A 22716-nucleotide genomic window follows, 5' to 3' on the forward strand; every position below is an offset into this window, starting at 1 on the left:
ATCACGGTGTTCTACCAGCTCACCGGCAGGCTGCGCACCCCGCGCATCAGCATGCCGGGGAGCCATTCGCCGGGTGGGCCGTCGAGGGCCAGGCCGGGGGCCCGCTCCAGGAGGGTGCGGATCGCCGTACGGGCTTCGAGTCGGGCCAAAGGGGCGCCGAGGCAGTAGTGGATGCCGTGGCCGAAGGCCAGGTGGCCGCGGGTGTCGCGGTGGATGTCGAAGCGGTCCGGGGCGGGGTAGCGCAGTCCGTCGCGGTCGGCCGCGGTGAGGCCGACCATCACGAAGTCGCCCTTCTCCACCTGTGTGCCGCCGATCTCCAGGGGTTCGGCGGCGAACCGGAACGTGGCGTTCTCCACCGGCCCTTCGTAGCGCAGCGTCTCCTCGACCACCCCGTCGACGAGGCTCAAGTCGGCGCGCACTGCGGCGAGTTGGTCCGGGTGCGTGAGCAGGGCGTGGACGGCGTTGCCGATCAGGTTGACCGTTGTCTCGTGCCCGGCGATGAGCAGAATGAAGGCCATACCGCGCAGTTCGCCCGGGGAGAGCCGGTCGCCGTCCTCGGCGGTGGTGCGGATCAGATCGCTGAGCAGGTCGCCGCTCGGTCCGGCGCACCGCTTGTCCTCGATGAGCTCGGTGAGGTACTCGGCGAGCCGCGTGAACGCTTTGTGTTCGAGGTTCGCGTCGGTCGGCGCGACCGCCTCCGACGACAACTTGCGGAACTCGCCGCGGTCCAGCTCGGGTACGCCGAGCAGCTCGCAGATGACGGTGATCGGCAGCGGATACGCCAGGGAGTCCACGAGGTCGGCGCGGCCGAGCGGCAGCATCGCGTCGAGCAGCCCGTCGGTGATCTCCTGGATCCTGGGCCGCAGTTCCTCCACGCGGCGCATGGTGAAGGCCCGTGAGACCAGGCCACGCAGGCGTGTGTGCTGGGGCGGGTCGGAAGCCAGCAGATGCTTCCCGATCAGCTCCTCGTCGAGGAAGACCATGCCGATCCTGCTGCTGTCCTTGGCCAGCCGCGGATCGGCGAGCGCCGTGCGCGCCTCCTCGTGGCCGACGACGAGCCAGGTCACGTGGTGCTGGTCGGGCACGGGCAGCCGCACCCGGTGCACCGGCCCGCGCTCGCGCAGTCGCGCGTACACGGAATGCGGGTCCTCGCGGAATCCGTCGCCGAAGTCCCCCAGGTCGATCAAGTCCGCCATGCTCTCCCCGTCCCGCCCCGTCCCCCGCCCGGTTCTCCCCCGGTGCACCGACAACGCACGGCGGGCCGCGTCAGTGCCCGTCCGCCGGACGGATCCTGCGCGGTCGCGCGACGTCCGCAGCCGTCCGACCGCGCCCTGAAATTGCGCGGGGCCCCGCCGCGGCAGCGGCTCATCTCACAGCCGATGTGCGCCGCCGCGGGGCGCGACAGGCCACGACGACGCCGCGGACGACCGGCCGGCGCATCCCGCGGAGCGCTCAGTGCCCGTTCCCCTCCGGCTCCTCCAGAAGGCCCGCGTCGTACGCCAACAGGGCGATCTGCACACGGTTGTTGAGGTCCAGCTTGGCCAGGACGCGGGAGACATGGGTCTTCACGGTGGCGACGCTCATGAAGAGCGTGGCGGCGATCTCGGCATTGGACAGGCCGCGGCCGACCGCGACGGCGACCTCGCGTTCGCGGTCGTTGAGGGCGTCGATGCGCACGCGCGCGTGCGTGCGCCGGGTGTCGGCCCCGGAGCCCGCGGCGTGCTCCATCAACTGCCGTGTGACGGTGGGCGACAGCACGGGGTCGCCCGCCGCGACGCGGCGCACGGCGTCGACGATCTCGGCGGGCGGGGTGTCCTTCAGGACGAACCCGGCGGCACCCGCGCGCAGGGCGCGCAGCACCTGTTCGTCGGCGTGGAAGGTGGTGAGGACCACGACCTGCGGCGCGTCCTTGCGCTCCCGCAGCCGCTCGGTGGCCGTCAGGCCGTCGACCGACGGCATCCGGATGTCCATGAGGACCACGTCGGGGCGGGTGCGGTCGACGAGTTCCTCGACCTCGGCGCCGTCGGCGGCCTCGCCGACGATCTCGATGTCCTCGGCGCCGCCCATCATCAGGGACAACCCGGCCCGCACCAGGGGATCGTCGTCCACGAGGAGCAGTCTGATCGCAGTCATGGGCCTTACGTAATCACGGCGGGCGGGACCGCCGCGCCCGGGTCGTCTCATCCCCAGGGCAGCCAGGCCCGCACCCGGAACCCGCCGTCCGGCTCCGGCCCGTGCTCCAGCCGGCCACCGGTCAGGGTGGCCCGTTCCGTCAGCCCGATCAGCCCCTGCCCGGAGCCGGGCACCGCGGGCACCTCCCCCTCCGGGGCGGGATTGCGTACGTCCACGACGAGGCCCTCACCCGGGGCGCCCGTGACGTACACGGTGACCTCGGTGCCGGGGGCGTGTTTGCGGGCGTTGGTCAGGGCCTCCTGGGCGATGCGGTACGCGGTGCGGCCGACGGAGGACGGGACGGCGGCGGGGTCGGTGACGCGGCTTGCGAGGGTGACCTTCATGCCGGCCTCGCGGCACTCGGCGACCAGCCCGTCCAGCGCGGCGAGCGTCGGCTGCGGGCGGCCCGCGTCGTCGGGCTCGCCCGCCCGCAGGACGCCGATGATCTCCCGCAGGTCCTGAAGGGCCTCGTGCGCGCTCTCCCGGATGACGCCGGCGGCCCGCGCGACCTCCTCCCGGGGCGCGTCGGGCCGGAACTCCAGGGCACCCGCGTGCACGCTCAGCAGGGTCAGCCGGTGTGCGAGGACGTCGTGCATCTCCCGGGCGATGGCCTCGCGGGCGAGCCGCTGCGCCTGCTCGGCGCGCAGCTGCGCCTCCGTCTCGGCACGCCGGGCGCGGTCGCGCAGGCTCACCATGAGCTGGCGCTTGGACCGTACGAACATGCCCCAGCCGATGACGGCGAGGGTGAACAGCTCCGTGAACGCGACCGCGCCCGCGTACGGCAGGTCGGGGTCCGGGCGCATCCAGAAGAACAGCGGGATCAGCGCGAGGGAGATGCCGCCGATCCAGGCGACGTACCGGAAGGGCCGGTGCACGGCGAGCGTGAAGACGGCGACCATCCCGGCGCCGCCCGCCGTGTTCGACAGGAGGCCGACGGGGATCATCGCGACGGCCAGCCCGAGCGGCCACCGGCGGCGCGCCCACACCGCGGCGCAGGACAGCGCACCGAGCAGCTGGTCGACCACGGCGAGGGCGTGCGGGGTGTGCGTGTCGTGGTGCAGGGTGTCCGCGGCCGCCAGACCGATGGCCACGGCGAGCAGGAAGCAGGTGAAGTCGACGACCCAGTCCCGCGCGGTGCGCCGGGGCCGCCCGGACCGGCCGGTGTCGGGGTCGATCTCGTGCAGTACGGCCGACGGGAACAGCCATCTGCGGCCTATGACCCCCGCGTCCGGTGTCGGCTTGTCATCCCTCACGGTCGACAAATCTACGCAGTGCGGCGCGCCGTCACCCCTCCACACGGAGGATTCACGACCAAAGTCGCACCCTTGGAGACTTTCGGTGCACGGCGCCGCCGGACGGTGGACTTCCGTCGGGCACGACTCGCCCCGCGGCCGATGTCTGTGGGGGGTCCGCGGGGCGAGGGTCGGGGCATGAAGCAGCTGCTGGAGCTCCTGGGATTCATCGCCCTGGTGCAGGGCGTGCTGGGCCTGGTGCACGAGTTCACCCACTGGCATGTGGGCCTCGTGCAACGGCTCGGCTTCCTGGACGGCTACGGGGTCTATGCGAGCGTCGCCCTGGTGGTGCTGGCGCTCGCGCTGTTCGCCGCCGCGGAGAGCCGGAAGTCCGGATGAGCGCCGACCGGACTTCCGGCGCACCGTTCCCTCGGAGCGACTGAGCGGGGGAAGTCGCTCAGCAGCCGAAGTCGATCAGGTTGAACGTGGCGTAGTGGTCCGAGGTGTAGTAGTCCTCCTGGGTCTCCTCACCGGTCACGATGCGGCGGGCACCGCGCGTGGAGGAGCCGGGGGTGATGACCGTGTACTCGTGGTAGTACCCGGACGGCTGGCTGGGCAGGACACGCTCACGGTTCGAGAAGACGGTGCCGTCCTGCGAATACGGGTACGGCCCGCCCTGCTCGATCAGGTCGAGGGTGTCGTACGCCTGGGAGGGCAGGGCGCTGTAGCAGATGCTGCCGACGGCGGCGGACGCCGGGGTGGCGGTGACGGCGCCGCCCACGAGGAGGGCGGACAGCAGGGCGGCTGCGGCACCGATGCGAGTGGTGCGTGTGGGGGATGTCATGCCGTCATGATGACGCGCGTAGACAGTGGCATGTCAATGTCAAGTCGGGAGAATTTCCCGTCAAGTCCGATGAGTTTTCCGCACGTTAACCTGCGGCCCTGCGTCCCCACGCGGTCCCCACAAGCACCAGCGCACCGCCCGTCAGACCAAGAACTCCGAGCCGTTCGCCGCCGAGCGCGATACCGGCCGCTGCGGCCCACAGGGGCTCGGTGCCGAGCAGCAGGCTGACCCGCGAGGGGGACGTCCGGCGCACGGCCCACATCTGCACGAAGAACGCGAACAGCGTGCAGCACACGGACAGGAACAGCAGCCCGGCCCACTCGTGCACCCCGAAGCCGGCCGCCGTGCCCCACGGCGTGGTGTCGGCGCCCGCGGACAGGACCGCGAACACGACGACGGCGGCGGCGAGTTGGACGGTGGTGAGCGGCAGGGCATCCGCGCCCCGGACGGCCCTGATGCGGGACATCGCGAGGACGTGCACGGTGCGGGCGAGGGCGGCGAGCAGCATCAGCAGATCGCCGAGGGAGGGGCGGGTGAAGCCGCCGCCCTGGGTGAGCAGGACGACGCCGAGGACGGAGAGGCCAGCCGCGGCGAGGAACGCCCGCGGCGGCCGGACACGGGCGACGGCGGCCTCGGCGAGCGGAGTGAAGATCATGGTGAGGCTGATGATGAGGCCGGCGTTGGTCGCCGAGGTGTGGACGACGCCGTACGTCTCCAGCAGGAAGATCCCGCCGAGGATCAGCCCGAGCAGGGCGGCGCCGCGCCACTGGGCGACGGTGAGGGCACGCAGCGAGCGCCACGCGACGACGGCGAGCACGGGCAGGACCACGGCGAAGCGCAGCACCAGCACGGCGAGCACCGTCCGGGCGGTGGTGATGTCCTTGGCGGCGAGATAGCTGGCGCCCCACACGACCGCGACGAGCAGCACCGGCAGATCGGTGAGCCAGGCCCGGCGGGGCGCGAGCGTGCGCGGTACGGCGATCGACGACATGGGGGCGGCTCTCCCGGTCTCCGGCGGGCGTGCGGAGACGTCGGCGGCTCCCACGGGAGCGATCACCGTACCGGTACGGTGGATCTTCGGCTAGGCGTTTTCCGGGAGCTCGTACGAGCCGTAGTCGGGCCGTCCGGCCACGTCGTACGTCTGGATGGAGACCCCGGCGGGGGTGGTACGGCCGCCGGTGTGGCGGAACTTGGTCGGGACGGCGCCCTCCCTGAAGAGCCGGAGGCCGGTGCCGAGCACCACCGGGAACGTCACCAGGTGGAGGGTGTCGACGAGGCCGAGGTCCAGCAGGGACTGGACGAGGGCGCCGCTGCCGTGCACCTGGAGCTCGCCGTCGGTGCGCTCCTTGAGGGCGGTGACCTCCTTGGCGAGGTCACCGCTGATCACCGTCGTGCCGGCCCAGGCGGGGTCGCCGAGGGTGGACGACGGTACGTACTTCGGCAGCGCGTTCAGTTGGGCGGCGATGCGGTTGGCGGGGTCGGTCACCTTCGGCCAGTACGCGGCGAAGATGTCGTACGTGCGGCGGCCGAGGAGGAACGCGGCGGGGCGTTCGAAGACCTCGCCGACGAACCGGCCGAAGTCCTCGTCGCCGTACACGAAACTCCAGCCGCCGTGCTCGAAGCCGCCCCGGGTGTCCTCCTGGGGGCCGCCGGGGGCCTGGTAGACGCCGTCGAGGGTGACGAAGATCGTGGAGACCAGCTTTCCCATGGCGGGTGCCTGCTTCCTGGTGTGGGGTCTGTTGTCATCACCTCAGACCCCACCGGCGCCCGCAACTCATCGGTCGGTCGTCACCGATCGGCCGGGGGTAGGGCACCTCACCCGGCGTGCGTGGAGAACAGTCCGCCCGTCGGGCCCTGCTTGTCGCCGCCCTGGGCCTTCTTCAGGGCGTTCGCCAGGCTCTCGATGGTGAGGGACTGCAGGATCACCCGGCCGTTGCCCTCCAAAGTCGCCAGGGACAGGCCCTCGCCGCCGAAGACGGCGTTCATGATGCCCTGGCGGTTGAGTCCGCCGACGCGCTGGACGCCGTACTGGATGCCTTCCTCGAAGGCGACGACGCAGCCCGTGTCGACCTCGATGCGGCCGCCGAAGTCCGCCGGGTTGAGGTCGATGAAGTTGCCCGCGCCCGCGATGATCACCGTGCCGTACCCGGTGAACTTCTCCAGGACGAAGCCCTCGCCGCCGCTCATGCCGGTGCGGCCGCCCTGGAAGGCGATGCCGAAGTCGACGGTGGACTCGGCGGCCACGAAGGCGTCCTTCTCGGCGAACCACGCGCGTGTGCCGTCGAGTTCCAGGGCGCGCATCTCGCCCGGGAGCACGCCCGCGAAGCCGACGGTGCCCTCGCCGCCCTGTGCGCTGAAGTACTGGAACGCGATCGACTCGCCCGCGAGCATCCGCTGGCCGACCTGCATGGCCGTACCCATGGCCTGGCGCAGCATGCCGCCCATGCCGCCGCCTCCGCCGCCCTGGGGCTGCCCGCCGTTGTTCGACGGACCGGAGAGGCGAGTCTCCATGGTCACGTTCGTGGTCTTGAACAGGAACTTTCCGGCCTCGCAGTAGACGGTCTGGCCGGGGCTCAGGTTGACGACCGCCATCTGCATGGCGTTGCCGACGATCTCTTGCTGAAGTGTCACGTGGGGAGAACGCGGGAGGTGGAGGAAAGAGTTCCGGCCTGGTCCGGAGAGGTTTTCGCCCCCGCCGCCCCTTCCCGTCCCGTACCTGGGGGCTGCCGCCCCCCAGACGCCCGCTTCGGCCTGAACGGCCTCGTCCTCAAACGCCGGACGGGCTGAAAAACCAAACCCCGGCCGGCGAAAAACCAGCCCCTCCGGCGTTTGAGGAGGTGGCGAGGGCGAGGAAGGAACTGCGTCAGCCGCCCAGTTCCTGGTGCCGGGCCGTCAGGCCCGTTGCGCCGGCCTCCGTCAGGGAGCCGTACAGCCGCAGCCGCGAGATCCCCCCGTCCGGGAAGATGTCCACGCGCGCGTGGGTGCCGACCGCCGGGGCCGGCAGGACGAAGCGGTGGTTGGTGTCGGGCTGCAGCCGGGTGCGCGGCAGGATCTCGCGCCAGTCGCCGTCCTCACCGTCCTTGACCGACACCGAGGCCCAGCCCGCGCTGTTGCCCTTCAGATACGCCGTGTCGATCTCGATCGCGCGGATCTGGGACTGGGCCGCCAGGCGGTAGCGGATCCAGTCGTTGCCCTGGTCGCGGCGGCGGCGCGTCTCCCAGCCGTCGTCCATCTTGCGGGAGCGGCCCGGCTGGATGGTGTTCGTGGCCGGGGAGTAGAAGAGGTTGGAGGCGTCCTCGGCCTGACCGCCGTTCTCCAGGGCGACGACGTCGAAGGTGCCCAGGGTCGCCAGCCACTCGGGGTCCGGGACGACCTCGCCGTACACGCGCAGGCGCGCGATGCCGCCGTCGGGGTGCTGGTTGACCCGCAGGTGGGTGAAGCGCTGCTCGACGGAGACGGAGAAACCGTTCGCCGCGTGGCCGCCCACCGGGGTGCGCGGTACGAGGGTCGTCCACTTCACGTCGTCGCCCAGCAGCTCCTCCGGGGAGGGTGAGCCGGGTACCGAGGTGGCCTCGACCGACACCGCCTGCGGATAGTTGCCGCGGAAGTGGGCCGTGTCGACGACGATCCCCCGTACGACACCCGGCGCTCCCAGCCGGACCAGCGCCCAGTCGTGGTCCTCGGCCGTGGGCCACGGGTGGTCGGCGGAGGCGCCACGGCGGCGGCGCGTCTCCCAGCCGTCCATGATCTTGCCCTTGTGCCCGAAGTGCTCGGGGTCGAACTCGGCCCGCTCGGGCACCAGCAGGTTCTCGCGCTGGGCGAAGAACTCGTCGTTGGCGGCGATGACGCCGGCCCCGAGGCGCCGGTCGGCGAGGTTGGCGTACTGGGTGAAGGGGAAGTCGGCGGTGCGGTAGTCGGCGTACGGGTCACCGCCTCCGTACGGGTTCGCGTCGCCGGTGAAACTCGCCGAACGGGATTGATGCTGCGCCGTCACGATGATCAGATCTTCCTTTTGGGGTCGGCCGCTGCGGGGCGGGAGGGTCGGTCAGTGGTCGCGGGTGAGCAGCTGCCCCTTCGGCCCGGTGAACTCGCCGTCCGCGACGATCCGTTCACCGCGCAGCCAGGTCGACTTCACGACGCCGTACAGGGTCTTGCCCGCGTACGCCGTCACGCGGTTGCGGTGCTGGAGGGCCGCCGGGTCCACGGTGAACGTCTCGTCGGGTGCGAGGACCGCGAAGTCGGCGTCGCGGCCGGCCTCGATGGCGCCCTTGCGGGTGTCCAGGCCCACCAGTTCCGCCGTGCGCGTGGACATCCAGCGGACCACGTCCTCCAGGCCGTGCCCGCGCCGGCGCGCCTCGGTCCACACCGCGGCCAGGCTCAGCTGGAGGCCGGAGATGCCGCCCCAGGCGGTCGCGAAGTCGTCCGTCTTGAGGTCGGCCGTGGACGGGGAGTGGTCGGTGACCACGCAGTCGATGGTGCCGTCCGCCAGCGCCTGCCAGAGCAGGTCCTGGTTGGCGGCCTCGCGGATGGGCGGGCAGCACTTGAACTCGCTCGCGCCGTCCGGGACTTCCTCGGCCGTCAGGGTCAGATAGTGGGGGCAGGTCTCGACCGTGACCCGCACGCCTTCCGCCTTCGCCTCGGCGATCAGCGGGAGTGCGTCGCTCGACGACAGGTGCAGGACGTGCACGCGCGCGCCCAGTCGTTTCGCCTGGCCGATGAGCTGGGCGATCGCCGTGTCCTCGGCGTCGCGCGGGCGGGAGGCGAGGAAGTCGGCGTACTTGGGGCCGCCGTGCTGCGGGGCCGCATCGAGGTGGTGCGGGTCCTCGGCGTGCACGATCAGCAGGCCGCCGAAGGAGGCGATCTCGGCCAGGGACTGGGCGAGTTGGTCATGGTCGAGGTGCGGGAACTCGTCCACCCCGGACGGCGACAGGAACGCCTTGAAGCCGAAGACGCCGGCCTCGTGCAGCGGGCGCAGGTCCTTGACGTTGTCGGGCAGGGCGCCGCCCCAGAAGCCGACGTCGATGTGCGCCTTGTCGGCGGCGACCGCCTGCTTCGTACGGAGGTTGTCGACCGTCGTGGTCGGCGGGAGGGAGTTGAGCGGCATGTCGACGAGGGTGGTGATGCCGCCGGCCGCCGCCGCGCGGGTGGCGGTCCAGAAGCCCTCCCACTCGGTGCGGCCGGGGTCGTTGACGTGCACGTGCGTGTCGACCAGGCCCGGCAGCAGGACGTCGTCGCCGAAGTCCTCCAGGCGGGCGTCCGCGGGTACGGCGGCGTCGTACGGGAGCACGCCGGTGATCCTTCCGCCCGCGACCGTGACCGTGGCGGGACGCGTTCCCTCGGGTGTGATGACGCGCGTCGAGCGCAGCACCAGCTCTGTGTCGGACACCCGGACCCCTCTCAGCCGCCGCGATGTACTTCCACGCGTTTTACTTCCGCGTAACGGAATTCAACTTTCTGTTGAAGGAGTCTTCACTCCCGATTCCGCGCCGTCAAGGGCACACTTCTCCACAGTGCACCCCCTGCGACCACTCTGGACGTTTCCACAAAGCGGAATTACAATTCCAGCAAGCAGAACGTAGTGATGCACAAGCAGGGAGTCAACCGACCGGCGGGTAGGCTTCTGCCCTTCCCGCCAGTCCCGAAAGGAACGCCGTGCCGACGTCCAGCGCCAGCGACGCCCCCGCAGTAGACGCCGCCGCCAAGTCCAACGGCGGTGGCGTCCAGTCCCTCGAGCGCGCCTTCGATCTGCTGGAACGCATGGCGGACGCGGGCGGCGAGGTGGGGCTCAGCGAGCTCTCCGCGAGCAGCGGGCTGCCGCTGCCCACCATCCACCGACTGATGCGCACCCTCGTGGCCTGCGGATACGTCCGCCAGCAGGCCAACCGCCGGTATGCGCTCGGCCCGCGTCTGATCCGTCTCGGCGAGTCCGCCGCCCGGCTGCTCGGCACCTGGGCGCGCCCCTATCTGGCCCGCCTGGTGGAGGAGACCGGCGAGACGGCGAACATGGCGCTGCTCGACGGCGACGAGATCGTCTACGTGGCCCAGGTGCCGTCCAAGCACTCGATGCGGATGTTCACCGAGGTGGGCCGCCGGGTGCTCCCGCACTCCACGGGCGTCGGCAAGGCGCTGCTCGCGAACACCCCGGACGACGAGGTGCGCGCCCTGCTCTCCCGTACCGGCATGCCCGCCGCGACGGACAGGACGATCACCACGCCGGAGGGTTTCCTGGCCGCCCTCGAGGAGGTGCGCCGGGACGGCTACGCGGTCGACGACAACGAGCAGGAGATGGGGGTGCGCTGCCTCGCCGTCTCCGTGCCCAACTCCCCCACCGCCGCCGCCATTTCGATCTCGGGCCCGGCCGGCCGGGTCACGGAGGCGGCGACGGACAAGATCGTGCCGGTGCTGCAGCAGGTGGCGGTGGAGCTGTCGGAGGCACTCGCAAGCTCGGGGCCGGCGGCCTAGCCTGGAAACCGGGGGGACCGGCAGTCCGGCAGCGGAACGAGGTGTCCACCATGCTGCAGGAGAACAAGCACTGGTCCTCGGGGAAGTGGCAGGTCAAAGAGGGTAACGCCGACGAGTTCATCGAACGCTGGCGGGAGTTTTTGACCTGGACCAAGGAGGCGAACGAGGGGTTCCTCGGAGCTCGTCTGGTCCGCGACGTCCGTAACCCGAACTCCTTCGTGTCCTTCGCCAGCTGGCAGGACCTCGACGCGATGCGCGCCTGGCAGGGCTCCCCCGAGTTCAAGGAGCGCTTCGACGCCGCCTACGTCCTGTGCGAGGACATGCAGAGCAGCGGCTACGAACTGGTCGTCGAGATCTGAGCGGGTCCCGAAAAGGCGACTCAGCGGCGCGGTGGTTCCCCGAAAAGGTCCACCGCGTTGCGCACCTCCGACAAGCCCCTGGCCAGCGCGCTCACGGACCCGATCGCCCCGGCGATCAGCAGCAGCGAGCGGCGCAGGCGGGGGATTTCGGGGGCGCCGTCGATCGTCATCGCGGCGAGGGCGGCCAGTTCGTCCTCGGCTATGCCGCGGTCGGGGAACTCGGCGGGGTGCGCGGCGAGTTCGCGGCGCAGCCGCGACACCGCGGTCCGCAGTTCCGCCACTCTCGGGTCCTCGTCGCTGCCGGTCACTGGCCTCTGCCCCAAGCTCCGCAACACAGCTCTCCCCCTCGCACGCCCTCGTGCGCAGTTTCCTCGTACTCCCGCAGTGCGCCCCCGTGGCGGTGGTCGGGCGCCGGGGGACGCGGGTCAGTAAACGCCACCCGATGCCCGGTGCGCCACTGTGCGGACCGAAATTCAGCCCCAGGAAACCGGGCACTCGCCCGGGCGTCAGGTATGCAGGACCCATGACGGAGAACGAACAGCGGGTGGCCGGACTGGTCCTCGCCGCCGGCGGCGGCCGGCGGCTCGGCGGGCGCCCCAAGGCGCTGCTCCAGCACCATGGACGGCCGCTCGTCGAGCACGCGGTCGGCGTGCTGCGCGCGGCCGGCTGCACCCGCGTCCACGTGGTCCTGGGGGCGCGGGCCGACGCCGTACGGGAGCGGGCCGAGCTGGAGGGGTGCGTGCTGGTGGAGAACCCTGAGTGGGAGCAGGGCATGGGCACCTCACTGCGGGCCGGGCTGGACTCACTGGCCGGTACGGGTGCGCGGGCCGCGCTCGTCTCGCTCGTCGACCAGCCGGGGATCGGCCCGGAGGCGGCGGGGCGGGTGCTGGCCGCCTACCGGGACGAGCGCTCCCTGGTCTCGGCCGCCTACGACGGCGTACGCGATCACCCCGTTCTGTTCGGCAGCGCGCACTGGGCGGGCATCGCCGAGACCGCCACCGGGGACCGCGGGGCCCGCGCCTACCTCAAGGCGCACGAGCCGGCGGTCACGCTCGTCGAGTGCGGGGACGTGGCACAGCCGTACGACATCGACACGGAAGCCGATCTGGTCCACCTCGAGTGAGCCTTGGACTTTGAGTGACCGGGGTGGCACCGAGCGCCACCTTCCCTCGACCCGGAGAATCTCGATATCAACAAACCATTGAACTTCCACAATGAGGAAACTAGTATCCACTGTTCAGAAGCGCCCTACCGCTCCAAGGGCGTCGCTCGCCGTACCCGGTTCGACTGGCACCCGGTGCCACCGCTGAAGGAAGTGACAGCTCATGTCCGCACCAGCGCCGTCCCCGCTGGCCATCGTCGACGCCGAGCCGCTGCCGCGGCAGGAGGAGGTCCTCACGGAGGCGGCCCTGGCCTTCGTGGCCGAGCTGCACCGGCGGTTCACGCCCCGGCGTGACGAACTCCTCGCCCGCCGCGCGGAGCGCCGCGCCGAGATCGCCCGCACCTCCACACTCGACTTCCTGCCGGAGACGGCCGCGATCCGCGCGGACGACTCCTGGAAGGTGGCCCCCTCCCCCGCCGCCCTGAACGACCGCCGGGTGGAGATCACCGGCCCCACCGACCGCAAGATGACCATCAACGCCCTCAACTCGGGCGCCAAGGTCTGGCTCGCGGACTTCGAGGACGCCTCCGCGCCGACCTGGGAGAACGTGGTCCTCGGCCAGATCAACCTGGCTGACGCCTACACCCGCACCATCGACTTCACCGACCCGGCGAGCGGCAAGTCGTACGCGCTGCGCCCGAACGAGGAGCTGGCGACGGTCGTCATGCGCCCGCGCGGCTGGCATCTGAACGAGCGCCACCTCGTCGACGCCGACGGCACCCCCGTCCCGGGCGCCTTCGTCGACTTCGGCCTGTACTTCTTCCACAACGCCCAGCGCCTGCTCGACCTCGGCAAGGGCCCGTACTTCTACCTGCCGAAGACCGAGTCGCACCTCGAAGCGCGTCTCTGGAACGACGTGTTCGTCTTCGCGCAGGACTACGTCGGCATCCCGCAGGGCACCATCCGCGCCACCGTCCTGATCGAGACGATCACGGCCGCGTACGAGATGGAGGAGATCCTCTACGAACTCCGCGACCACGCCTCGGGGTTGAACGCGGGCCGCTGGGACTACCTGTTCTCCATCGTCAAGAACTTCCGGGACGGCGGAGCCAAGTTCGTCCTGCCGGACCGCAACGCGGTCACGATGACGGCCCCGTTCATGCGCGCGTACACCGAACTCCTCGTCCGCACCTGCCACAAGCGCGGCGCGCACGCGATCGGCGGCATGGCGGCGTTCATCCCCTCCCGCCGGGACGCCGAGGTCAACAAGGTGGCCTTCGAGAAGGTCCGCGCCGACAAGGACCGCGAGGCGAACGACGGCTTCGACGGCTCCTGGGTCGCCCACCCCGACCTGGTCCCGATCGCCATGGAGTCCTTCGACAAGGTCCTCGGCGACAAGCCCAACCAGAAGGACCGGCTGCGCGAGGACGTCCACGTCGAGGCCGCCGACCTGATCGCCGTCGACTCCCTGGACGCCAAGCCGACGTACAACGGCCTGGTCAACGCCGTCCAGGTCGGCATCCGTTACATCGAGGCCTGGCTGCGCGGGCTCGGCGCGGTCGCCATCTTCAACCTGATGGAGGACGCGGCCACCGCGGAGATCTCCCGCTCGCAGATCTGGCAGTGGATCAACGCGGGCGTCGAGTTCGAGAACGGCGAGAAGGCCACCCCGGAGCTGGCCCGCAAGGTCGCCGCCGAGGAACTGTCCAACATCCGCCAGGAGATCGGCGAGGAGGCCTTCGCGGCCGGTCACTGGCAGCAGGCCCACGACCTGCTGCTCCAGGTCTCGCTCGACGAGAACTACGCGGACTTCCTCACGCTGCCCGCGTACGAGCAGCTCAAGGGCTGACCTACTGGCGAGCTAGTCCTGCGACGCCTTGTCGGAGTGGCCCAGGGACCTTCCCGGGGCCACTCGGTCGCGTACGGCCTGCTTCACGGCCGTCGGCTCCGGGAAGCCCTGTTCGCGGCGGTCCCAGACCACCTCGTCGTCGACCCGGACGACGAAGACGCCACCGGTTCCGGGCTTGAGCGACAGTTCGGTCAGCTCCGCCTCGAAGGTGGTGAGCAACTCCTGTGCCAGCCAGGCCGCGCGGGGCAGCCAGCGGCACTGGGTGCAGTACTCGATCTGTACGACGGGACTCATCCGAGGTGCACCGACCAATCCTGTTCCGCCGCCGGTTTGCCGTGCAGGTCGGGGACCCGCTTCAGCCAGTTCGGGCGGCCTTGCTGGGTACGCGCCGTCCGGAGGGCCTCCTCGGCGGCGAGTTCCTCCCGGGTGGGGAAGTCGGTGGGGAGCCAGTCCGCGGAGGCCTGCACGCGCGCGTGGAGGTAGTCCACGTAGGCGGCCCGGATGTCGTCCGGGGTCGCGAAGCCCTCCTCTCCGGCCAGCCAGGCGTCGGGGACCTCCGCGGCGATGTCCCGCAGCAGCTCCCGCGTCACCTTCGGCGCCAGCTCCGCGTCGGCCGCCCGTACGTCGGGCGCGTAGTGGCCGAGGGCGTGATGCCGGAAGTCGTACGCCTTGGTGGGGTCCGAGCTGTCCCAGCGGTGGTGGAAGACGAGGGCCGCCCCGTGGTCGATCAGCCACAGGCGCGGGGGCACGATCCCGAGGGTCGGCCAGACCATCAGGTTCGAGCTGTGGACCGTGCGGTCCACGTTCACGGTCAGCGCGTCGAGCCAGACGATCCGGCCCGCCTCCAGCGCGTCGACCCGGAAGGACTTCGCGACCTCAGGGGTGAAGTCCCGCGCCCCCGGCAGGTAGTCCATGCCGAGGTTGATCCCCGCGCTGGCGCTGTGGAGCTCCCGCACCTCCTGGTGGGGCTCGCCGTCGGCGATCGCCGGGTCGAAGTGCACCAGCACCAGCTCGGGGAAGCGCAGTCCGAGCGCCCGGGCCAGCTCACCGACGATCACTTCGGCGACCAGCGCCTTGTGTCCCTGCGCGGAGCCGGTGAACTTCACCACGTAGGTGCCCAGGTCGTCGGCCTCGACGACGCCGGGGACGGAGCCGCCGGATCGAAGGGGTGCGACGTAGCGGGTCGCGGTGACCTCTCTCATCATCCTCAAAGCCCCCGCGTCTCGTTTTGCCTCAGGCTACGCCACCGAGAATTTCCCTGCCCGCAGCCCGAAATGTTCCTGTGCGAACCGTCGCGATCCCCGTGTGCAGCGGCCTCGACGCCGGGACCCCCGCCGACGGCGTACGGCTGCTGGGTTCGGGCTCGCGTTGCGGCGACACCGTGCCGGACTCCGCCAGGCCGCGGGCCGTGTTCGCCGCCGCGGGTGACGTGCTCGCGCGCGGTCGCCTCGACGGGTTCTACGAGCGCGTCCGACCCGCGGCCAGCGGGTTCGGCAGCGGCAGATAGCGGGCGTCCGCGCCGTCCGCGCCCGTCCAGCGCAGCAGCAGGTTCGTCTTGCCGGGGAGGGTCGGTGCGGTGAGCAGGGCCGCGGTCTCGGGCAGGTCGTGGCGGGCGAGTTCGCGGCGTACGGCCGGCCAGGGGTCGAGGCCGGGCCGGCGTTCGGCCAGAGCGGCGGCGACCTCCGTGAGGTGGTTGACGACCAGGCAGTAGACCAGCCGTTCCCAGCCGGCCGCGCGTGAGACGTCCGGCAGCAGCTTCACGCCCTCGGCGTCCCGGAACAGCGCCTGCACCGGGGTGCCGTCCTGGTCGACGGCGACCAGCGTGTTCTGCAGATGTGCCTCGAGTACGACACCGTGGTCGGCGAAGGCCGCCAGGGCCGGGGGCACGACAGCCCTCAGATACGCCTCCCACCAGGCCTCCGGGTCGCGGGCCCCGTCGAGCGGGCTGCCCGCGAAGCCCTCCACCAGCCCCGCGGCGAGCAGCGGGGTCGCGCCGGGCAGCAGAGGGCCGTGCAGTCCGTCGCGGACCAGGACGGCGAGTTCCTCGAAGGCGAAGCCGACGGTGCGGTAGCCGCGGTCGCCGAGCCAGGCCGCCGGGCCGTCCATCGCGGCGAAGGCGGTGGCCGCCGCCTCGTCCGTCCGGCGGAGCTTCACCAGGTCGTGGCGCCACAGCCGCCGGATGTCGTTGGTGATGCGGACGTCGAGGCTGAACTTCAGGAAGAGGTCGCGCCCGGGGACGTAGAGGGTGCGGATCGCGGCCGTGGGCCAGGTCTCGAAGCCGGTCGTGCCCAGCCGGACCAGGCGGCGGTCGGCAAAGGCGGGCGCGAGGTCCACGAGGTCGAGCTGCCAGGGGTGGGCCGGCAGCAGCCGGTACCCGGGCGGGGCCTCACCGAGGGCGTCCAGCGCCGAGGTGTCGCCCTCCTCGACGACCAGGTCCTCGCGCACGCCGAGCAGCACCAGCGGGAAGCGGGCGTGGGCCTCGGGGGCGTACGGCAGCCAGCCGGCGACCGGGCCGCCGCCGCGTGCCTTGGGGGCCGGGTGGTAGGGGTGTCCGGTGATCAGGGACTGCTCGGAGCGCTGGTAAGGGTCCTCGGGCGCCGTCGTCCGGGCGCGGGCGGTGAGCAGTGCGGCCACGGCATCCCGGCTGTCGATCATCTCGGCGGGGAGTTCGTGGTTGGACAGCCCCGTGTCGCGGCGCAGCTCCTCGGCGACCAGCTTGACGAGTTCGGTGTGCCCGATGTGGTGCCAGTGGCCCGCCGCGTACACCTCGGGTTCGGCGGGCCGCCGCTCGCCGCGGACCCGCAGCAGCCGGTCGACACCCGGCAGCCGGTAGGTGAGCCGCTCACCGGCCCGCCCGACCGGCTCGGCCACCTCGCGCAGCAGACAGTTCAGGAGCGGTGCGGCCGCGTACGCGTCGGCACGGCCGACGGGGTCGTCACCGGTGTGCGGGGGGATGAGATCCACGCGATCCACTCGTTCTCCGAGGTCCGTTCGGGCGGAGACGATCAGTATGTATGCCGTGACCTCCGTCCGTGACGCCCTACCCGTACCCGAGGAGCCCGCCCGTGCACCGTCCCCACCCCGCGGAGACCGAGGTCGCCGACGAGCTGGCCGCCGTACGCCCCGCGCTCGTGTCACGGTACGCGGCCGAGCTGCCGGGCGCCCGGGCGGCCGTGCTGACCCGGCTGTGGCGGGCGCTCGCCCATGAGCCGCTGCCGTGGATCACCGGCCGGGACCCGGCCCGGGACGGTCTGACCCTGCGCCTTCGCGACGGGCGCCGGCTGCACGGGCCGGCCGCGGATCCGTACGCCACCGCGGCCTACGTCACCGCCGTGCATCTGGACAGCGTGGCCTACGACCATCCGGCGCGGCTGATGACCGGCCTGGCGGTGCCGCACTGCGTCGACTTCGCGGCCGAACTGGGGCACAGCGTGGCCTCGTTGGCACTGTCGCGGGCCGATCAGCAGCGCCACCCGGACGAGTGGCCCGCGCAGGACTGGGAGTGGGAGCAGCGGGTGGTCGACGGGCATCCCTTCCATCCGGGCTGCCGTTCCCGGCCCGGTTTCTCGGTGGCCGAGCAGCTGGCCTACGGGCCCGAGCACCGGCCGCGGGTCGAACTGGGAATGCTGCCGGTCCGGGCCGACGAGTGCCTGGTGACCGGGGTGTGGCCGGACGACATGCGGAACGGGGAACGGCTGTTGCTGCCGGTGCACCCGTGGCAGGCGGCGCATGTGCTCAAGCGGACCTGCGACGAGCAGCTCACCGCGCACCCGCTGATGTCCCTGCGGACGCTCGCGCTGCCCGGCGGGCCGCATGTCAAGACCGCGCTGAGCGCCCGGCTGACGTCCTCGGTGCGGGACATCTCGCTCTACTCCATCGCGCTGTCGGCGACGTTGTCGGCGTTCGCGGAGTCACTGGCGGCGCGCGCCGACGGCCTGCTGCACGTCACGCGCACACTGGGTGCGGCCGCGGCCGGGTCCGCGGACCTCGCCGCCGTGCTGCGGGAGTCGCCGCAGACGTACGCCTCGACGGCCCGCGGCGAGCGGGTCGTGCCGGTGGCCGCGCTCGCCACCACCGTGCTGCCCGAATCCCCCGCCTGGCTCGCCGACTTCACCCGCCTCACCCTCACCGTCGGCCTGCGCCTGCTGGAGCTGGGAGTGGCCCTTGAGGCGCATGGCCAGAACCTGTTGGTCGTGCTCTCGGCGACGGGTGCCCCGCTGCGGCTGGTCTACCGCGACCTCGCCGACATCCGCGTCAGCCCGGCGCGGCTGGCCCGGCACGGCATCCCGGTGCCGGAGCTGTCCGGACGGATCGTCACCGACGACGTGGCGGCGCTGCGGCGCAAGCTGTTCGGGTCGCTGGTGGCGGGCGCCCTCGCCGGTACGGCGGGTTCGGCGCAGGCGCTCGGGAGGGCCCTGGAGACGGCCGTACGGGATCTGCCGCGCAGCCCCGACCTGCTCGCGCTGCTGGAAGAGCCGCTGCCCGCCAAGGCGCTGACGCTGATGCGGATGTCACCGGGGACGCCCGGTGACCAGTGGGCCGAGCTGCCCAATCCCCGGCACCGCGAGGCCCGCTGACGCTCGTTTTGGAACCCGGCACATCTGATCAATAAGATCCGCCGATGATCAGAAGACAACGGCTGGCGGCTGGGGTGTGCGCCCTGCTCGCCGCCCTGGCGGCCGGGATCGCGTTCCCGGCCGCGGCGAGCGCCGGCGAACCCACGGGCGAGGCCACCGCGAAGGTCGATCTCGTCCTCGACGTCAGTGGTTCCATGCGGACCCGGGACATCGACGGCGGGACCCGGATGGCCGCGGCGAAGCAGGCGTTCAACGAGGTGCTCGACGCGACGCCCGAGGAGGTCCAGCTCGGCATCCGCACGCTCGGTGCCAACTACCCGGGCAACGACCGCAGGACCGGCTGCAAGGACACCGCGCAGCTCTACCCGGTCAGCACCCTGGACCGCACCGAGGCGAAGACGGCCGTCGCGACCCTCTCGCCCACCGGCTGGACCCCGATCGGCCCGGCGCTGCTCAAGGCGGCCGAGGATCTGCGGGGCGGCGACGGCTCCAAGCGGATCGTGCTGATCACCGACGGCGAGGACACCTGCGCCCCGCTCGACCCGTGCGAGGTGGCCCGCGAGATCGCCGCCAAGGGCATCGGCATGACCATCGACACCCTCGGCCTGGTTCCCGACACCAAGCTGAACAAGCAGCTCAGCTGTATCGCCGAGGCGACCGGCGGCACCTACACCTCGGTCGAGCACACCGACGAACTCACCGACAAGGTGAACCAGTTGGTGGACCGGGCGGCAAACCCCGTGGTGACTCCGGTCGCCACCGAGGGCGCCGCGCAGTGCACGGACGCGCCGGTCCTGAAGTCGGGTCTGTACACGGACCGCGAGGAGTTCGGGCAGCAGCGCTGGTACCGCGTGGAGGTCATGGCGGGACAGGAGCTGCGCGCCTCGGTGAGCGTGGCGGCCGACCGGGCCGTCGGTCCCGACTACGGGGCACTGCTGCGGGCCGTCACGGTGCACGGCCGCGAGATCGTGCGCGGGGAGGCCGCGGGCAACGGTCGTACGGACGTCATCTCCACCGGCCTGCGCTACCCCAAGCCCGAACGGGACGACGACGACAGCGACAAGCCCGCCGCGGAGACGGTCTGCCTTCAGGTCACCCACTCCTTCTCGGCGGCCTCCGGTGTGAAGACCACGCCCGGTCTGCCGCTGGAGCTGACCGTGGACGTGGTCGACGGCCCTTCCCACTCCGGCGACGTGGCCTCCTTCGGTCTCGGCCGCGGCTGGTGGCTGCTCGGAGTACTGGTGCTGGTCGGCTTCCTGGCCGGTCTGATCTGGGGCTGGCTGTCACGCTGGCGGCTCGCGGTCTGGAGGACCAACTGATGCGGATCACACATGTGTTGAGCGCGGCTCTGCTGACGCTGGGCCTGGCGGCCGCTCCCGCGGCGGCCGACTCGTCCCCGTCGCCCAGCGCCTCCGACAGCAGCTCGGCGCCGACCTCGGCGGGTACGTCCTTCCGTACGGCGACGGAGTTCGAGCAGGGGCAGCAGGCCACGGCGGTCGGCTCCACGGGCGACTACCTGTACTGGTCGTTCCCCGCGGACGCCGGTCAGCGCCCCACCGTCGAAGCCACCGTGAAGCTGCCGGACACGCATGCCGCGCAGACCTGGCAGATCGACGTCTACGACGGGCTGCGGCGCCGCCAGGCCTGCCAGTACGGGGCGCAGACGCGCACCGCGGCCCAGGGCGCGGCCAGGGTCGACCTGGCCTGCACCCTGCGTACCGTGCGCGCCTGGTCGGAGCCGTGGGCCGATGACCCGCTGCCGGGGACGTACTACATACGGCTGACCGCGGTGAACCTGGCGACGGCCGACCTCGGCCAGCCGATCCGCGCCTCGGTCCGGGCCGGCTCCAAGGACATCGGCGGCTCGGCGGCGGTGGACGGCTCGCTGGCGCAGCCGCTGGTGCCGGGCATCGCCGTGACCTCCAAGTCCGAGACGGGCGACGGGGATTCGTCGAAGCCGGCCGTGCTGTCGAGCATCGAGCCGGAGGACGGCTGGGCGTCCGGCTGGTGGTCGGACCGCTGGGTGTGGACGGCGATCGGCGGCGCGCTGGCCGCGCTCGCGGGCGTCGCCGGATACGCCCTGACACGCGGCTCGGGCCGCCCCTCACGGGTACCCCCGGGCACCTGACACCCCCGCAGAAGGCCCGCCCCCGGCGGGCCTTCTGCCGTCTCACGCCTCGCGCAGCGCCTTTGCCAGGGTGCCCTCGCCGGTGACGGTGACCCGTCCGGTGCGCACCGCGTCGGTCAGGCTCAACTCCCCTCGTGCGAGGGCCGCGCCCGTCCCGGCGTCCAGGACCAGCCGCGCGTCGGGCTCCTCCGGAGCGGGTCCGTCGCCGTACAACGGGCCGTCCTCGGCGCCGACGTGCAGATGGAAGTCCCCCTCCTCCAGCCGGACCTCGACGAGCCCCTCCCCCTCCAGCGAGCGCAGCAGGGGCAGTGCGAACCAGTGGGCGCGCAGGGCGTCCGTGGGCCGCCGCTCCCCCAGCTCGTCCTGGCCCCACACACTCAGCGCCTGCAGCACCGGCAGCAACTCCCGTCCCCTTGGCGTGAGTTCGTAGACGTAGGCCGCGCCAGGCGGCGGCAGCCGGCGGCGCGTGCTGAGCCCGTCGCGTTCCATGTCCTTCAGCCGAGAGGCGAGTACGTCCGTGCTCACGCCGGGCAGGTCCGCGTGCAGGTCCGTGTAACGGCGAGGCCCGGCCAGCAGCTCCCGGACGATCAGCAGGGTCCAGCGGTCGCCGACGAGGTCGAGGGCGCGGGCGGCGGAACAGTACTGGTCGTAGCTTCGGCGTCGTGACATGCGACGCAGTCTAGACATGTTGTTGGACTTTCCAAGCTCGAACTTGGTAAAACCAAGCAACACACGAAAGCGGAGGGGCGAGCGAGCATGGAGTTCCGGCAGTCGAACAAGCTCAGCGAGGTCTGTTACGAGATCCGCGGCCCGGTGATCGAGCACGCCAACGCGCTGGAGGAGGCGGGCCACAGTGTGCTGCGCCTGAACACCGGCAACCCCGCCGTGTTCGGCTTCGAGGCGCCGGAGGAGATCCTCCAGGACATGATCCGGATGCTCCCGCAGGCGCACGGCTACACGGACTCGCGCGGCATCCTCTCCGCCCGCCGCGCGGTCGCCCAGCGCTACCAGACCCTCGGCCTGGAGGTCGACGTCGACGACGTCTTCCTCGGCAACGGCGTCTCCGAGCTGGTCTCGATGGCCGTACAGGCGCTGGTCGAGGACGGCGACGAGATCCTGATCCCCGCCCCGGACTTCCCCCTCTGGACGGCGGTGACGACCCTCGCGGGCGGCAAGGCCGTCCACTACCTCTGCGACGAACAGGCCGACTGGTACCCGGACCTGGACGACATGGCCTCGAAGATCACCGACCGCACCAAGGCCGTCGTCATCATCAACCCGAACAACCCCACCGGCGCGGTCTACCCCAAGGAGATCATCGAGGGCATCCTCGACCTCGCCCGCCGCCACGGTCTGATGGTCTTCGCCGACGAGATCTACGACCAGATCCTCTACGACGACGCCGTGCACCACTCGGCCGCAGCGCTCGCCCCCGACCTGGTGGTCCTCACCTTCTGCGGGCTCTCCAAGACCTACCGGGTGGCCGGCTTCCGCTCGGGCTGGCTGGTGGTGACCGGCCCGAAGCAGCATGCGAAGAACTACCTGGAGGGCCTGACGATGCTGGCCTCCATGCGGTTGTGCGCCAACGCGCCCGCCCAGTACGCCATCCAGGCCGCGCTCGGCGGCCGCCAGTCGATCCGCGAGCTGACCGCGCCGGGCGGCCGCCTGCACGAACAGCGCAACGTCGCCTGGGAGAAGCTCAACGAGATCCCGGGCGTGTCCTGCGTCAAGCCAAAGGGCGCGCTGTACGCGTTCCCGCGCATCGACCCCAAGGTGCACCGGATCCACGACGACGAGAAGTTCGTCCTGGACCTGCTGCTGCGGGAGAAGATCCAGGTGGTGCAGGGCACCGGCTTCAACTGGCCGACACCGGACCACTTCCGGATCCTGACGCTGCCGTACGCGGACGATCTGGAGGCGGCGATCGGCCGGATCGGACGGTTCCTGAGCGGGTACCGGCAGTAGCGGGAGTGCCTCGCCCGGCCCCGCCC

23 protein-coding genes are annotated in these 22716 nt (G+C 71.6%); 9 read left to right on the forward strand and 14 right to left on the reverse strand.

All coding sequences use genetic code 11. The annotated features are described in order from the left end of the window. Positions 1-11 precede the first annotated feature (11 nt). The 3 genes from ABT254_RS11325 to ABT254_RS11335 form a co-directional block, all read right to left on the reverse strand. On the reverse strand, positions 12-1196 hold the full coding sequence (locus ABT254_RS11325) for a cytochrome P450 family protein (protein WP_351466949.1): 1185 nt from the start codon (positions 1194-1196) through the stop codon (positions 12-14). 256 nt (positions 1197-1452) lie between these two features. Next, on the reverse strand, positions 1453-2133 hold the full coding sequence (locus ABT254_RS11330; RefSeq protein WP_351466952.1) for a response regulator transcription factor: 681 nt from the start codon (positions 2131-2133) through the stop codon (positions 1453-1455). Between the two features lie 47 nt (positions 2134-2180). Next, a complete protein-coding gene (locus ABT254_RS11335) occupies positions 2181-3434 on the reverse strand; it encodes a sensor histidine kinase (RefSeq protein ID WP_351466955.1) in 1254 nt (417 codons plus the stop codon). A gap of 168 nt (positions 3435-3602) precedes the next feature. Between ABT254_RS11335 and ABT254_RS11340 the strand changes: the two genes are divergently transcribed. After that, positions 3603-3803 (forward strand): hypothetical protein, encoded by a 201-nt coding sequence (locus ABT254_RS11340; RefSeq protein ID WP_344397942.1) that lies wholly within the window; start codon positions 3603-3605, stop codon positions 3801-3803. Between the two features lie 58 nt (positions 3804-3861). On the opposite strand, the gene ABT254_RS11345 is transcribed toward ABT254_RS11340, so the two are convergent. The 6 genes from ABT254_RS11345 to allB all read right to left on the reverse strand — a co-directional run bounded on the left by ABT254_RS11345 (position 3862) and on the right by allB (position 9634). Next, positions 3862-4248, reverse strand: coding sequence for a guanyl-specific ribonuclease (locus ABT254_RS11345; protein WP_351466958.1), 387 nt, complete (start codon positions 4246-4248; stop codon positions 3862-3864). An 85-nt stretch (positions 4249-4333) separates the two neighbouring features. Further along, positions 4334-5239 (reverse strand): DMT family transporter, encoded by a 906-nt coding sequence (locus ABT254_RS11350; protein ID WP_351468054.1) that lies wholly within the window; start codon positions 5237-5239, stop codon positions 4334-4336. 90 nt (positions 5240-5329) lie between these two features. Further along, positions 5330-5956, reverse strand: a complete 627-nt coding sequence (locus tag ABT254_RS11355) for a dihydrofolate reductase family protein (RefSeq protein ID WP_351466961.1) — start codon at positions 5954-5956, stop codon at positions 5330-5332. 107 nt (positions 5957-6063) lie between these two features. Beyond that, positions 6064-6879 (reverse strand): AIM24 family protein, encoded by an 816-nt coding sequence (locus ABT254_RS11360; RefSeq protein ID WP_351466964.1) that lies wholly within the window; start codon positions 6877-6879, stop codon positions 6064-6066. 232 nt (positions 6880-7111) lie between these two features. Then, entirely contained in the window at positions 7112-8242 is a 1131-nt protein-coding gene (gene alc, locus ABT254_RS11365) for an allantoicase (RefSeq protein WP_351466967.1), read from the reverse strand. A 51-nt stretch (positions 8243-8293) separates the two neighbouring features. Then, positions 8294-9634, reverse strand: a complete 1341-nt coding sequence (allB, locus tag ABT254_RS11370; RefSeq protein WP_351466969.1) for an allantoinase AllB — start codon at positions 9632-9634, stop codon at positions 8294-8296. A 266-nt stretch (positions 9635-9900) separates the two neighbouring features. Between allB and ABT254_RS11375 the strand changes: the two genes are divergently transcribed. After that, positions 9901-10710, forward strand: coding sequence for an IclR family transcriptional regulator (locus ABT254_RS11375; protein WP_351466972.1), 810 nt, complete (start codon positions 9901-9903; stop codon positions 10708-10710). A gap of 50 nt (positions 10711-10760) precedes the next feature. Continuing rightward, positions 10761-11069: an antibiotic biosynthesis monooxygenase family protein gene (locus tag ABT254_RS11380; RefSeq protein WP_351466975.1), complete on the forward strand. Its 309-nt coding sequence runs from the start codon at positions 10761-10763 to the stop codon at positions 11067-11069. 20 nt (positions 11070-11089) lie between these two features. On the opposite strand, the gene ABT254_RS11385 is transcribed toward ABT254_RS11380, so the two are convergent. Next, positions 11090-11377: a DUF5955 family protein gene (locus ABT254_RS11385; RefSeq protein WP_344397933.1), complete on the reverse strand. Its 288-nt coding sequence runs from the start codon at positions 11375-11377 to the stop codon at positions 11090-11092. A 215-nt stretch (positions 11378-11592) separates the two neighbouring features. Here ABT254_RS11385 and ABT254_RS11390 point away from each other — a divergent pair, with 215 nt between their 5' ends. Together ABT254_RS11390 and aceB are read left to right on the forward strand one after the other, a co-directional pair. Beyond that, positions 11593-12192, forward strand: coding sequence for a nucleotidyltransferase family protein (locus tag ABT254_RS11390; RefSeq protein ID WP_351466977.1), 600 nt, complete (start codon positions 11593-11595; stop codon positions 12190-12192). A gap of 202 nt (positions 12193-12394) precedes the next feature. Continuing rightward, positions 12395-14020 carry a malate synthase A gene (aceB, locus tag ABT254_RS11395; RefSeq protein ID WP_351466980.1) on the forward strand — a complete coding sequence of 542 codons (1626 nt, stop codon included), beginning with the start codon at positions 12395-12397 and terminating at the stop codon, positions 14018-14020. Between the two features lie 12 nt (positions 14021-14032). Here the strand turns inward: aceB and ABT254_RS11400 are convergent, their stop codons facing one another. The 3 genes from ABT254_RS11400 to ABT254_RS11410 all read right to left on the reverse strand — a co-directional run bounded on the left by ABT254_RS11400 (position 14033) and on the right by ABT254_RS11410 (position 16993). Further along, the gene (locus tag ABT254_RS11400; RefSeq protein WP_115910050.1) at positions 14033-14314 is read right to left on the reverse strand and encodes an Rdx family protein; all 282 of its coding nucleotides are present in this window, start codon (positions 14312-14314) and stop codon (positions 14033-14035) included. Next, positions 14311-15225, reverse strand: a complete 915-nt coding sequence (locus ABT254_RS11405; RefSeq protein WP_351466983.1) for a HipA family kinase — start codon at positions 15223-15225, stop codon at positions 14311-14313. The genes ABT254_RS11400 and ABT254_RS11405 overlap by 4 nt, the downstream gene beginning before the upstream one ends. 253 nt (positions 15226-15478) lie before the next feature. After that, entirely contained in the window at positions 15479-16993 is a 1515-nt protein-coding gene (locus ABT254_RS11410; RefSeq protein ID WP_351466986.1) for an IucA/IucC family protein, read from the reverse strand. Positions 16994-17085: 92 nt separating this feature from the next. On the opposite strand from ABT254_RS11410, the gene ABT254_RS11415 reads away from it, so the two are divergent. The 3 genes from ABT254_RS11415 to ABT254_RS11425 are packed head-to-tail and all read left to right on the forward strand — an operon-like array spanning position 17086 to position 20725. Continuing rightward, positions 17086-18597: an IucA/IucC family protein gene (locus ABT254_RS11415; RefSeq protein ID WP_351466988.1), complete on the forward strand. Its 1512-nt coding sequence runs from the start codon at positions 17086-17088 to the stop codon at positions 18595-18597. Between the two features lie 44 nt (positions 18598-18641). Then, the gene (locus ABT254_RS11420) at positions 18642-19916 is read left to right on the forward strand and encodes a VWA domain-containing protein (RefSeq protein WP_351466991.1); all 1275 of its coding nucleotides are present in this window, start codon (positions 18642-18644) and stop codon (positions 19914-19916) included. After that, positions 19916-20725 carry a hypothetical protein gene (locus ABT254_RS11425; protein ID WP_351466994.1) on the forward strand — a complete coding sequence of 270 codons (810 nt, stop codon included), beginning with the start codon at positions 19916-19918 and terminating at the stop codon, positions 20723-20725. The genes ABT254_RS11420 and ABT254_RS11425 overlap by 1 nt, the downstream gene beginning before the upstream one ends. Positions 20726-20767: 42 nt before the next feature. Here ABT254_RS11425 and ABT254_RS11430 read toward each other — a convergent pair whose 3' ends face one another. After that, positions 20768-21394: a winged helix-turn-helix transcriptional regulator gene (locus ABT254_RS11430; RefSeq protein ID WP_351466997.1), complete on the reverse strand. Its 627-nt coding sequence runs from the start codon at positions 21392-21394 to the stop codon at positions 20768-20770. A gap of 87 nt (positions 21395-21481) precedes the next feature. On the opposite strand from ABT254_RS11430, the gene ABT254_RS11435 reads away from it, so the two are divergent. Further along, the gene (locus tag ABT254_RS11435; protein WP_344397913.1) at positions 21482-22690 is read left to right on the forward strand and encodes a pyridoxal phosphate-dependent aminotransferase; all 1209 of its coding nucleotides are present in this window, start codon (positions 21482-21484) and stop codon (positions 22688-22690) included. The last annotated feature ends 26 nt before the right edge of the window (positions 22691-22716 follow it).

Origin of the sequence: Streptomyces sp. NPDC001137 (assembly GCF_040298885.1) — a bacterium.
GTDB lineage: Bacteria > Actinomycetota > Actinomycetes > Streptomycetales > Streptomycetaceae > Streptomyces.